Annotated in this window: 14 protein-coding genes; 8 read left to right on the forward strand and 6 right to left on the reverse strand. The window is 49.5% G+C overall.

Features of this window, described 5'->3' with window-relative positions:
* Window positions 1–88 precede the first annotated feature (88 nt).
* Window positions 89–472 (forward strand): winged helix-turn-helix transcriptional regulator, encoded by a 384-nt coding sequence (locus ACP26L_RS10265; RefSeq protein ID WP_426452427.1) that lies wholly within the window; start codon window positions 89–91, stop codon window positions 470–472.
* Between the two features lie 58 nt (window positions 473–530).
* On the opposite strand, the gene ACP26L_RS10270 is transcribed toward ACP26L_RS10265, so the two are convergent.
* Window positions 531–806 carry an SDR family oxidoreductase gene (locus ACP26L_RS10270; RefSeq protein WP_426452428.1) on the reverse strand — a complete coding sequence of 92 codons (276 nt, stop codon included), beginning with the start codon at window positions 804–806 and terminating at the stop codon, window positions 531–533.
* A gap of 512 nt (window positions 807–1,318) precedes the next feature.
* Between ACP26L_RS10270 and ACP26L_RS10275 the strand changes: the two genes are divergently transcribed.
* Entirely contained in the window at window positions 1,319–2,155 is an 837-nt protein-coding gene (locus ACP26L_RS10275; RefSeq protein WP_426452429.1) for a helix-turn-helix domain-containing protein, read from the forward strand.
* Window positions 2,156–2,211: 56 nt separating this feature from the next.
* Here ACP26L_RS10275 and ACP26L_RS10280 read toward each other — a convergent pair whose 3' ends face one another.
* A complete protein-coding gene (locus ACP26L_RS10280) occupies window positions 2,212–2,496 on the reverse strand; it encodes a helix-turn-helix domain-containing protein (protein WP_426452430.1) in 285 nt (94 codons plus the stop codon).
* A gap of 61 nt (window positions 2,497–2,557) precedes the next feature.
* Here ACP26L_RS10280 and ACP26L_RS10285 point away from each other — a divergent pair, with 61 nt between their 5' ends.
* Entirely contained in the window at window positions 2,558–2,785 is a 228-nt protein-coding gene (locus tag ACP26L_RS10285; protein WP_426452431.1) for a hypothetical protein, read from the forward strand.
* 189 nt (window positions 2,786–2,974) lie between these two features.
* On the opposite strand, the gene ACP26L_RS10290 is transcribed toward ACP26L_RS10285, so the two are convergent.
* Complete coding sequence (locus ACP26L_RS10290) at window positions 2,975–3,985, reverse strand: LacI family DNA-binding transcriptional regulator (RefSeq protein WP_426452432.1); 1,011 nt, start codon at window positions 3,983–3,985, stop codon at window positions 2,975–2,977.
* A 224-nt stretch (window positions 3,986–4,209) separates the two neighbouring features.
* Here ACP26L_RS10290 and ACP26L_RS10295 point away from each other — a divergent pair, with 224 nt between their 5' ends.
* The gene (locus ACP26L_RS10295; RefSeq protein WP_426452433.1) at window positions 4,210–5,157 is read left to right on the forward strand and encodes an aldo/keto reductase; all 948 of its coding nucleotides are present in this window, start codon (window positions 4,210–4,212) and stop codon (window positions 5,155–5,157) included.
* Window positions 5,154–6,176: a zinc-binding alcohol dehydrogenase family protein gene (locus ACP26L_RS10300; RefSeq protein WP_426452434.1), complete on the forward strand. Its 1,023-nt coding sequence runs from the start codon at window positions 5,154–5,156 to the stop codon at window positions 6,174–6,176. The genes ACP26L_RS10295 and ACP26L_RS10300 overlap by 4 nt, the downstream gene beginning before the upstream one ends.
* 471 nt (window positions 6,177–6,647) lie before the next feature.
* Here the strand turns inward: ACP26L_RS10300 and ACP26L_RS10305 are convergent, their stop codons facing one another.
* Window positions 6,648–7,298: an SGNH/GDSL hydrolase family protein gene (locus ACP26L_RS10305; RefSeq protein WP_426452435.1), complete on the reverse strand. Its 651-nt coding sequence runs from the start codon at window positions 7,296–7,298 to the stop codon at window positions 6,648–6,650.
* Window positions 7,299–7,315: 17 nt separating this feature from the next.
* Window positions 7,316–7,870 carry an SDR family NAD(P)-dependent oxidoreductase gene (locus tag ACP26L_RS10310; protein WP_426452436.1) on the reverse strand — a complete coding sequence of 185 codons (555 nt, stop codon included), beginning with the start codon at window positions 7,868–7,870 and terminating at the stop codon, window positions 7,316–7,318.
* A gap of 406 nt (window positions 7,871–8,276) precedes the next feature.
* Here ACP26L_RS10310 and ACP26L_RS10315 point away from each other — a divergent pair, with 406 nt between their 5' ends.
* The 3 genes from ACP26L_RS10315 to ACP26L_RS10325 all read left to right on the forward strand — a co-directional run bounded on the left by ACP26L_RS10315 (window position 8,277) and on the right by ACP26L_RS10325 (window position 11,445).
* Window positions 8,277–9,491 (forward strand): IS4 family transposase, encoded by a 1,215-nt coding sequence (locus ACP26L_RS10315; protein ID WP_426452437.1) that lies wholly within the window; start codon window positions 8,277–8,279, stop codon window positions 9,489–9,491.
* A gap of 506 nt (window positions 9,492–9,997) precedes the next feature.
* Entirely contained in the window at window positions 9,998–10,534 is a 537-nt protein-coding gene (locus tag ACP26L_RS10320; protein ID WP_426452438.1) for a PadR family transcriptional regulator, read from the forward strand.
* An 86-nt stretch (window positions 10,535–10,620) separates the two neighbouring features.
* Window positions 10,621–11,445 (forward strand): SDR family oxidoreductase, encoded by an 825-nt coding sequence (locus ACP26L_RS10325; RefSeq protein ID WP_426452439.1) that lies wholly within the window; start codon window positions 10,621–10,623, stop codon window positions 11,443–11,445.
* Between the two features lie 75 nt (window positions 11,446–11,520).
* On the opposite strand, the gene ACP26L_RS10330 is transcribed toward ACP26L_RS10325, so the two are convergent.
* On the reverse strand, window positions 11,521–12,375 hold the full coding sequence (locus ACP26L_RS10330; protein WP_426452440.1) for a DMT family transporter: 855 nt from the start codon (window positions 12,373–12,375) through the stop codon (window positions 11,521–11,523).
* Between the last annotated feature and the right edge of the window lie 41 nt (window positions 12,376–12,416).

Below are 12,416 nucleotides of genomic sequence, written 5' to 3' on the forward strand. Positions count from 1 at the left end.
GTTATATTAAAATGAATATTGAATTTAGAGAAGTACGCATAATTTTATAATATAGTATGAAAAATCAAACTAATGGAGGGTCATGGCTATGGGAGATCGAAAAAACAAGCTCGAAGCGAGGGTGGAAGTGTGTCCTGTCGAAACGACCTTGGATGTCATCGGGGGAAAGTGGAAAGCGATCATTTTGTTTCATCTTATCGATGGCCCGAAGAGATTCAGTGAATTCCGGCGGCTCTATCCGGGACTGACGCAATTTATGCTTACTTTGCAGCTCCGCGAGCTTGAACGGGATGGCATGATTCACCGCGAAGTGTATAAACAGGTGCCTCCTAAAGTGGAATACTCGCTGACTGAATTCGGAGAGACGTTAAAGCCGATCATCCTTGATATGAAGAAATGGGGAAAAACCTACAAGAACAGAGTTGACGATATACGGCTGCAAAAGGCAGAGCAGGAGAAAGAAGACGAATAAACGGAACCCGATGAAAACCCATCAAACTGGTAGTGATGTAATATTTAGCGACGCTGCGTTATGTAAGAAGTGATTCCGCCCCATCAATGAAGATTTCCGTTCCCGTAATATGTGATGAGGAGTCGGAAGCTAAGAATGCAGCTAAATCAGCAACCTGTTCGGCTGTCCCCGGTCCATGTTCGAGCGGCTGATCTCCTTCCGGGAATAGGACCGGGATCTCAATGCCTTCTACATCGGAAGAGTTGTGAACCGATTTCCCTATGTTGGTTTGGATGGCGCCCGGACAAATCGCGTTCACGCGGATTTTATACCGGGCCAGTTCTAGTGCAGCCATTGATGGATAGTGCGGTCCCACGCTTCCTCTTTCATGGTTTCGAACGGCGCCATCTCCCCGGTTATACCGGCATTGGCAAATAGAATGTCAAGTCTCCCTTAATGGTCCCCTGCAGCGTGAATTCCCCGCCTGACGTCTTGAGCCGAATGGATATCGCACTCTACGACCAGGGCTTGGCCTCCGGATTCCTGAATCTGCTCCTTAACCATTCTCGCAAAGCCCGGCCATAAATTCGCCGTCTCGAGGAAGCTTACTCATAGAAAATGGCATCGAAAGGGAACTCCAGGTTTTTCATTCGATATTCCTTTGGTGTCATAGACATATACTCACGAAATATTTTGCCGAAACAGTAAGCCGACGTGCACGGAACGTACGGAGGGTATTGCTATGAAGGCTATCGCCACAGCAAGTGGAATTGTTGCTAGAGTATATAGAAAAAGTGATTTTGTGTCGCTTAAATTTGCGGTAAAATGTTTACATCTTGCGGTTAATCAGAAAGGGCGAAGGAAGGGATGGTTCAGTCTAACTGGTTTCATTACGAGTATCGCAAAACGTCAACGGATTATTTCCGTGAGGTCTTTCATGCCCATTCCCAAATGGAGCTTACCTATGTGCATGAGGGCAGGGGGCTGCTCATTATCGACGGGACATCGTATTCGATCGAGCCAAGTACGCTGCTGGTGTTTCCACCGTTCCAGATGCACCGGATTCAGATCCAGGTGACGGAGAAAGAGCCTTTTATACGGAGTGTGCTGACCTTTGAGCCGGCTGTGCTGCATAGCTATTTGAATGATTTTCCGAGTTTGAAGGGGTTCTTCCAGCGATTAACCGCGCAGCAGGCGAATGTTCATCCGGTGAATGCCATGGCGGAGACCGAGCCGTTCGTGGCTCTGCTTAAGCAATTCGGTTCCACGATGGGCAGCAGGAGAGAGGCGGATTTCGAGGAGAATATGGGCGTCTTTCTGCTCAGCCTTGTGCATCAGCTGAAGCAAAGTCCTGACGGGGAGTCGGCTTTCCTGAAGAAACATAATCATCATGTAGAAGATATCATGGGGTGGATTGAGAAACATTATATGGAGCCGTTCCGGCTGGAGGACCTGGCGGGCGAGCTGCATCTGTCGCCTTACCATGTGGCTCATCTGTTCAAGGAATCGACCGGTACGACCATTGTTGCGTATACCCGGGCAACCCGGATCCGGCATGCCTGTTCACTGCTTCGCAAGTCAACCCTGCCATTATCGGAGATCGGCTGCCGTGTAGGGATTGCCAATCCGTCGTATTTCAGTAAAATTTTCAGCCAAATTATGGGCGTAACCCCCCTGACCTACCGGCAGCATCTGGTCAAATAACAAGGAACAGGGGGAAGAAGGAAGCCGTCGCATCGCATGCAGATCACGGCTAAGCCTTACGATATTCCCGGGGAGTAACCCCGGTTTTTTTTCTTAAACAGCCGGTGAAAAAACTTCAAATCGGAATAGCCTACGGCTGCGGCAATCTCACCAACGCTGATGCGGCTGTGCTTCAGCATCCGGCAAGCAGCGTCCATCCGAATGCTCTGCACGTAATCCGTGAAGGTCATGCCTGTCTGGCGCCGGAACAGACGGCTGAATTGCCTCTCACTCAGATTCGCTTGCGAAGCCAGCTCACCAAGCCTAAGCTCGGCGGCATAATTCCGGTCAATGTAGGACACCGCTTCGTCAACAGTTAGCTCTTGCGGCTGCTCGAAAGCATCGTACCGGTCCGCGTACGGCTTGATCCGCAGTGAGTGGAGCCTGGGTGACGACGGAGCCGCAAGCTACGAGTTCGAGCTTCCTCCGACGGCCGAAGTGAGGCTGCCCCGCGGGTCGATCGCGAATGCAGCTGTTAATAACGTCCCGGCAGCGCAGGCCGCCGGTGTTCTGTCGGCCCATGAGACAGAAAGCGGGCTTGTTCTGGAGCTTGGCTCGGGTACCTATCGGGTTGTCGTCCAACCTCATTGATTCATTGTGTGCTAAGGCGCTTTGTATGGCCTGGGCTTGTTCCAAGTAAAAAAGCTGCTGGAGGGACAGTGACCGGGACTCTTTAAAGTGCGGGCACTGATGAAGCAGTAGCAGATTATTTTAGGGCAAAACGAGAAAGGAGGGGTTTGGCCTCTCCTTTTTTCATGCAACCTGACGCGCTTCACAGGCTCATCTTCTCGATGTTGAGGTCCGAACCATCAGCTCGGAGGGGAGGACGATCTTGCGTGATGCTGTGGGAGCTTCGCTCTGAACCCGTTCAATCAAGAGCTGCATGCCGATATACCCCATGTCATATGCAGGCTGTTTGGCTACAGTCAAAAACGGGTTATAGTCCGGAATAATATCCGGGTCGTCGAAGCAGGCAACGGAAATATCCTCCGGTACTCGAATGCCAAGTGAACGCAAGGCGCGTAAAGTATTCACTCCGATGAAATTATTGGCCGCCACGATAGCGGTAGGCCGCTCGTCTTGTTGGAGTGAGGCCAACTTGGCAAAGATCTCATCGAAGTTGTTCTGCTTGAAGTGAGTTTCGATCATGTAAGCCGGATTCGGTTCTATCCCCGACAAAACCAGCGTGTCGCGGAAAGCCTGGGCACGTTCGCGAGCATTAGACAAATCGCCTGGTCCATTAATCAAGCAGATCCGCCTGTGCCCCAGCTCAATGAGGTGTTGAACCAGTTGGCGGGTGGTGATCAAGTTATCGCCAGTAATCGAATCGGCGGGGACGGAATCTACCGTACGGTCTGCATACACGAAGGGGATTTTGCGTTTCACAAGCTTCTTCAGATTCACGGCGGAGTCGTCGCCGGCCGGTACGATCAATACGCCGTCTACGCCGGTAGACATGAGCATATTCATGTACATGGCCTCTTTGTCCTTATTCTCATCCGTGTTCCCCAGTATGAATTGGTATCCGAGCTGCTGCGCCTTATCCTCCGCCCCCCGCGCAATATTCGTAAAAAAGGGATTGGAAATATCGGGAATCACAAGCGCCACGAGCCGCGTCTCCTTCGAAGTAAGACTGCGTGCCTGCTTGTTCGGAACGTATTCGAGCTCCCGTATGGCTTCCTCCACTCTGGCCCTTGTGGATTCTTTGATGGAGGCCGAATTGTTGATCACGCGGGATACCGTCATCGGAGAGACGTTTGCCCTCTTCGCTATATCGTAAATGGTTACCATGACCAAACATCCTTTCTCTATTCCTTCATAATGGAACAACGGAAGAAGGATTTCAAGTGCGGGACCGTTGACCGTTCAGAATAACCTGTGATACTATTTTGTTATCGGTAACATTACGATATCAACATGAAGGACGCTGCCGGTCAAGATTCGGGAGAGCAGCGGCGCGCCCGCAAGGATTGCAGCCTTCCAGTGGGACAACGGATAAGAATGGAGGGGAACAGATGAAATATCGCAAGCTCGGTAAAACTGGACTCGATGTATCCATATTAAGTTTTGGCGCCTCCTCGCTGGGATCCGTATTCCATCCAACCGATGACAAGGAGGGGATACAAACCGTCCATGAGGCCGTGGACCAGGGGATAAACTATATCGATGTTTCTCCTTATTACGGCTTGTTGAAGGCCGAGACGGTACTTGGTCAGGCGCTCCGGGACATTCCCAGAGACAAATACATTCTCAGCACCAAAGCGGGCCGATACGGAGCCGACCAGTTTGATTTTTCCTATGACCGGATCATTCGAAGCGTGGAGGAAAGCATGACGCGCCTGCATACGGATTATATCGATATTTTATTTTTGCATGATATTGAGTTTGGGGACATGAACCAGATTCTGGGTGAAGCGATCCCGGCGCTGGAGGAATTGAAGAGACAAGGCAAGATCCGGTTTACGGGCATATCCGGCCTGCCGCTTTCTATATTCCAAACGGTACTGTCCCAAAAGCCGGTCGATGCTATTCTATCGTACTGCCATTATTCTCTGAATGATGATTCTCTGCTGGAGCTCCTGCCGCTGCTCTCTGACAAGGGAACCGGGCTGGTCAATGCTTCTCCGCTGTCTATGGGGCTGCTGTCCGGCAATGAGCCGCCGGCCTGGCATCCGGCAGCACCGATCATACGCCAAACTTGCCAGGAAGTCTTCGAATACTGCTCCTCGATTGGCGTGTCACTGCCTAAGATCGCGATCCAGTTTGCTGTCAACAACGAGAGTGTCCCGACGACGCTCGTCAGTACGTCCAAGCCGCAGAACATGATGACGAATATCGCGTATGCATTGGAAGAGCCGGATTTCGAGGTCATTCGGGAAGTTCGCCGCAGACTTGAACCTATTCAGCGTTTGTCCTGGCCCAGCGGGAAACCGGAGTACAATACGGGGGTGCGTGTACAATGAAATGCATCGTATGTGAAGAACCCAATCGCTTAGTGATGAAGGAAGTCGGCATCCCGGCTCCAGGTCCAGGGGAGGCGCTCATTCGAATCGTGCGGGTCGGCATTTGCGGCACGGACCTGCATGCTTACAAAGGAAACCAGCCTTATTTCGTCTATCCCCGTGTGCTCGGACACGAGTTGTCGGCCGTAGTCGCTGAGATTCCCGACAACGACCTCGGTATCGCTGCAGGGGACCTTGTCAGCGTCATCCCTTACCTCCACTGCGGATCGTGTATCGCATGCCGGAACGGCAAGACGAACTGCTGCACGAAGATGAGCGTCATCGGTGTTCATCAAGACGGAGGCCTGCGTGAATATATGACGGTTCCGGTCGGGCATCTGATTCGCGCAGATGGACTGAGCCCGGACCAGGCCGCCATCGTAGAATGCTTCAGCATCGGGGCTCATTCCATTCGGGTTGCCGGCATTCGTCCGGGAGACTTTGTGCTGGTGATCGGTGCGGGCCCGATTGGTCTGGGTACGATGAAGTTCGCCAAACTGGCCGGTGCGAAAGTGATTGCACTGGATGTCAACGAAGAGCGGCTGCAATTTTGCAAAACGTGGGTGCCTGCCGACTATATTGTGAATGGGTTGAACGCCCCCCTGAAGGAAATCGAAGCCATCACCGGAGGGGACTTCCCGACGGCCGTTCTCGATGCAACCGGCAATGCCAAATCAATGGAACAAGCGCTCAACTATGTGTCCCATGGCGGCCGGCTGGTGTATGTGGGGCTGGTCAAATCCGATATCACCTTCCATGACCCGGATTTCCACAAGCGGGAGATGGCGATTATGGGCAGCCGGAATGCACTTCGCGAAGATTTCGTCCAAGTGATCGAGAGTATTCGTCAAGGAGCGATCGATACGGGGGCATTTATCACTCACCGCGCGGATTTCAATGAGCTGATCGGACAGTATGACAGCTGGCTTCGTCCTGAGTCCGGAGTAATCAAAGCGGTTGTGGAGCTGCAGACAACGTAATACAAACCCGCAGGAGAGTGGTAACCGGTGAGCGACCAAGCCGTATATGTACGGGAAAACAGTAGGAACATTCAATTTCAATCCGCAGTGCCGAGGCGTGTGGAGCAGTTATGGAGTCTGCTATAGGGAACGAAACGATCGGGTGCGTCTCGGACTGAGATATGCTTACAACGAGTACCGCGCCTGCCGGAAGCTCGCCGGCCAGCTTCTTGTACAGCACGCTTGAGTCACAAAAAACGAGCAGGGCTCACACCGCGAACTGTCGGAACGGGAAGCCCACTGTGCGGGCTTGTTCGGTTCGGCAGCCAGGCAGAATGCATAAGCGGGAATGGGCGGGACAGGGCAGCACCACAATGGAAAAACCGGCTGTGATGATGGACTTTGGCTAAAGTCCGCTTCACAGCCGGTTCTTTTATTTGCCTCAGGAGGTGAGTGGCTAAGACATCGCCATAACGAGCTTAGTCCGCTTGATCATTTCCACTGAAAGCCCACGGTGTTCAAAAACGCACGTGCCAGCACCATATGGCCTGTGGAACTTGGATGCACCCGATCCCAGGCGAGCGCTCCGGGGTACAATTCGCGAAGTACAGGTTCCAGCGCAGCCTGCGTGTCCGCACACGGGCAGCCGTATTTGGCCGCGATTCGCTTCACAACGGAACCGTACCGGTCCATCATCGCTCGCATCGGATCGTCAGCATTCGGTTCGATGTAGAAAGGAGTCATTAAGATGATGCCTTTGACCTCGGGCAGTGTAACGGCTACCAGCTTGTCCAGCGTTGCTTCGTATTCGCTAATGAGTACGTGGGTTTCCTTCAGCCGCGGCTGGTCGAACTGGCGCCATACGTCGTTGATGCCGATCATAATGGACACCCAGTCCGGGTTCAGATCCAGCACGTCGGTTTGCCAGCGTGCATCGAGATCCCTTACGGTGTTGCCGCTGATCCCCATATTCGTAACTCTCAACGCGAGTTCGGGATATACAGAGTCGAGCAGTGCCTCGACGAAGGATACGTAGCCTTTTCCCGTACCTGCATTTCTCCCTTCGCCTACCGGACGCTTGCGCTCTACATCAGTGATGGAATCGCCGATCATAACCAGTCTTTCGTTCGGCTGAAATAGCATGGTTGCTGAATCTCCTCTCAGGCCTGTCTTCCAAAGCGGCTTCTGGAGTATATTGTAAAGGAATTCGGCACTTCCCGGCAACCATAATGCGGGGACTCCCGGCACGGTTCATTTTGTGTTCGTGAACCCGCCGTCAGCTCGGCAACTTCTTCCGGCGTGCCTAAACGTTTTTGAGGGATGCCTCTTGTCGCATTAGCTTTCATCTCCGGATTTGCTGCATAAAACGATTTCACCATAGGCGTTTCCGTTGGACCAGGGGCGATGGCGTTGATACGTAATCCGTGTTTGGCATATTCAGCAACCATACTCTTGGTGAGACCAATAATACCGTATAAAACGCCCATTAAGTTGACTCCAACGATTTGATTAATCTCTTCTATCGTGGAATTCAAGAAAAATGTACCGCTGCCCGAAATGCCTGCATTATTAAAGAAATAATCGATGGTGCCAAAGCGTTCAACCGGTTTATCTACATAATGTTTAACCTCTTCCGGTTTCGAGACATCGGCCTTGACGAAAATAGAATCAACTAGAGGGTCCTTTTCGGTTGCTGTATGCGGAATGATTCTCACGATGCAGAAGTGCATCCCGCTTGGCTTAGCTTATGAAAATGTATATCGTATACTGCTGGCCGTATGTTTGCTCTCACTTGCTGTCACGGTATGGTATAAACAAACAGCAAGCAGATCACAGATGAGTGTATGATCTAAATCTCCATCAAGAGAGACGGCTTGGGAAGAATGCATTCGCCCACTCCTCCGGTAAATCGATAGAATGGCATGCGGCAAATCGATAAATCAAAAAGGCACCCGATGGGGCAATGTCATTAAGTTAAAGCGTGTGCCCCATATTCAAAAGCAAGAGCAGGTTATCGAATAGATAGCCCGCTCTTTTTTGTACCCCAAAAGACAAATAAGCCTTGACAAGCAGTTGGAAATGTGTGGCGAAGTCCCTTGAAAAAACGAGGAGGTTTCGCCCATGCATGCTTACGCGAGTTCACTAAAAGAAACGCTGACAACTCTCATTCGAGAGATGTCAGCGGCACCAGCGCCTTATGTCAAAAACCCTGAAATAGACTTTACCCGGAAGAAAAAGCTGTCCTTCGAAACGATGATGCAACTTCTGATCTCTATGGGCGGAAACAGCATATACAAGGAGCTCTTGGAATCGCAAGGTTATAACGTAAACACGGCATCAACTTCCGCTTTTGTCCAACAACGCAATAAAATTTTGCCGTCTGCTGTAGAATGCTTATTTCACAAATTCACTCAAACGTATAAGGATATTAAGGATTACCGCGGGTATCGATTACTTGCCATTGACGGTTCGGATTTACATATCGCAACGGATCCGGCTGAGAAGAACAGCTACTTTCAAAGTCAACCCAACACGAAAGGCTATAACCTTCTGCATTTGAACGCAGCGTACGACCTATGCAACAGACTTTACGTGGATGCTCTTGTCCAGCCAAAAAGGCTAATTAACGAGGGAAGGGCACTAGCGACCATGGTTGATCGTTCACCCATCAAGAGCAAAACCATTGTGATTGCGGACAGAGGCTATGAAAGCTACAACAATTTCGCGCATATTGAACGTATTGGGTGGAACTACGTCATTCGGGTAAAGGATTTGGATTCCAGTGGTATTCTGTCTAGCTTACGTTTGCCCGCTAGCGGAGAGTTTGATCGGGACATTCATCTGACACTTACCAGAAAACAAACCAAAGCGTTCAAAGCTTATCCGGGGTACAAATTCCTTCCATCCAATTCCACATTTGATTTTTTGGATGCTCATGAGAACATGATTTACCCGCTATCTTTTCGGGTTGTTCGTTTCGTCCTGCCTGACGGCGCCTATGAAACCGTCATTACGAATCTTTCTGCCGCGGACTTCCCGCCCGATGAACTCAGGTCCCTTTATCGCATGCGATGGGGTATTGAAACCTCGTTTAGGGCATTAAAATACACGGTTGGTCTGACGAGTTTCCACGCAAAGAAGCAAGCGTTCATCACCCAAGAGATTTATGCAAGAATGATTCTCTACAACTTCGCTGAAATGATGACCTCGCACGTCGTCATTCGCAAATGGATAAACGGCATCAATATCAAGTCAATTTCACGGTTGCCGTTCACGTTTGTAGACAATTCTTGCGCTCCGGAGGTGATGAACCCCCGCTCGATGTTGAAGCGCTGATTCGCAAAAACATTTTGCCGATTCGACCCATTCGCCCGGGACAAAAGAACACGCGCAAAATCCGCTATAAATCAGCTGTCAGCTTCGTCTACAGAGTAGCATAATTCGATTCATATGAACATTTTTTTAGCGGATCGTCATCCGTTTGTTTGCTGTACCATTTTTCAGTCTTGTAACAAAAGACAAACGGCACAGGGCTTTTCCCATGCCGTTTCAGATTCATTTTCCGATCTTGTCTTTGAGATTAACTTAATGACATTGCCCGATGGGGTGCCTTTTTCGATATGCACCGGACAGCACGCGGAGAGTACATCGCATGTTTTAGATACATTCGTTTTCTGATATGCTCATTTCCCACAGATTCCCAAATTACGTCGTCGAATTTCGCGCTTCCCAGGAAAAAGGATACCTTCTTAATGTATATATTGACACGATATATATTGGTCTGATATATTGTGGTCAGTGGCAATATACAAATATTTCTATCATGACAAGGAGATCAATTATTGAACAGTCAGGATGTTATTTTAGGCATGCTTATGAAAGAAGCATTGACCGGATACCAAATAAAGCAGCTACTGGAGGGCGTGTTCTCTAATTTCTACAGTTCCAGCTATGGAACGATTTATCCTACACTTGCCCGAATGGAAAAGGAGGGGTTGATCACTAAGGAAAATGTGCTCCAGGACGGTAAGCCTAACAAAAATCTTTTATATATAACGCCTAAAGGAAGAGATCATTTTAACGCTTATTTATTAGCCCCGCTGGAGGGGGACAGTATCCGAAAATCCGACTTCATGATGAGGCTTTATTTTGGTGAATTCGTCGGGTATGACAAGGTGATTAGTTGGTTGAAGCAAGCCCAAGAGGAATCACAAAAAAAGCTGGATCAATTGCTTGGGCAATATTCGCTTTATAAAGATGAAATGCATCCGGCCCAGATCATCTGCATCCAAATTGGGATTGAAGAGTATAAGGCTAAACTGACAACGATTGCCGAGGGGGTGGTGCGCCTGGAGAAGCTGGTGCAAGAGCAGGGCTGAACGTAGTGAATCCGAACGATTGCGAAATGAAATTTGTACCAACATGTTGATGATGTAACGCTCCCAAAACGTTTAGGAGGAATGTTATGAAAACGAAAACCATATTTATCACGGGTGCTTCAACGGGCATTGGCAGAGCTGCCGTAAACCATTTTGCCCAAAGAGGATGGAACGTAGCGGCCACGATGCGCTCACCCGAACGGGAAACGGAATTCATTTCCTTACATAATGTATTAGTGCTTAGGCTCGATGTTGAGAAAGAAGATACCATTCGAACTGCGGTAGCGGAAGCGATTGGGCGGTTTGGTAAAATTGATGTACTACTTAATAATGCTGGGTATGGAACAATGGGTCTTATCGAAGCGGCTACGGAAGAGCAGATTAGAAGACAGTTTGAAGTGAACGTTTTTGGTCTGATCCGTATGACGAAAGCCATGCTGCCGCATTTTAGATCCCATCAAGAAGGTCTATTGATCAATATCTCTTCGATGGGCGGGAGAGTGACCTTTCCCACGATGTCTCTGTATCATTCATCCAAATTTGCTGTGGAGGGTTTCTCCGAGTCGGTGTCTTACGAATTAGCATCACAAAACATCAAAGTAAAATTGATTGAACCAGGTGCGATTAAAACGGACTTTGGCGGAAGATCGATGGAGTTCTTTTTTGATGATGCCTTAACAGACTATAAGTCATTTACTACCGCATTTCGGAGTAAATTGGGTGAGATGGAGAAACACCCGTCATACGCCTCCCCTCCGGAAATTGTCGCCGAAACCATATACAGAGCGGCCACAGACGGTACCAATCAATTCCGGTATGTAGTAGGGGAAGATGCCAAGATGCTCATTCATATGAAAGAGCATACGGATGAAGTGGAATACCTAACGAATATAGCCCGGCATTTTTCTTGAAAAGGGAAAACGATGTAATGAGGGTGAAACATACGAAAGGAGCATGCCGCGGCTGCTCCTTCTTGGAATTTCTTATTATTTTACACTGTGAAAGCCTTTACTATTTACAACCCATATGCCTGCCAGTACAAGTAGAGATCCGGCCAATGTCACGATTTGTAAACTTTCGTTCAGAAATAGGTATCCGGAAATGACACCTACGACGGGCACAAGCAGTAACGATATGGATGCTTTGCTTGCTTCCGTACGACTCAGGATGTGATTCCACATCACAAACGCCAAGGCGGAGGCAACAATCCCTGAGAACAGAATATAAATGGCAGGCATGATCCCCCAATGCCATTCCCCATGCTCAAAGGAAAAAGAATACAGCAATAATCCCCCCGCTCCGATCGTCATCTGCCAAGTGGTGTATTGAATGCTGTCACAATGCTGCAATTTCAATTTAAACAGCAGGCTGGCCGCAGCCCAAGAAATCGCGGAGCTTAACGCCAATAAGATAGCCCCCAAGGAGCCTCCCCATTGGATATTCATAGAGATCACTAATCCAACCAGGCCGAGCACGATTCCGACCGTCTTTCTCCTCGTCAGCTGTTCTCCGGGAATCCACCAATGCGCCATGAGCGATAGAAAAAGCGGCATACTGTAAGTCAGAACAGAGGTAAGACCGGCGCTGACAAAATTCAGCGAGATTTGAATGGCAATGTTAAAATGGGTGGTTTGGAGCAGTCCACAGAGGAGGAACCACTTCAAATCCGATTTATGGGGCAGTGGGATTTTTTTTATAAAGCTCACGCCAAGGAGCACGGAGGCTCCGGTCAAAAAGCGCAGCGCGGCAAACAGGACGGGAGGAAACGCACCATTGCCCAGTTTCATGATCACAAAGTTAAATCCCCATACAAGACACAACAAAGCCACTGAAGCTTTCATCGAAAAGATCCTTTCTTATCCCATCTGGTTTCCGCACCTGC

Source organism: Paenibacillus sp. S-38, assembly GCF_049942825.1.
GTDB lineage: Bacteria > Bacillota > Bacilli > Paenibacillales > NBRC-103111 > Paenibacillus_G.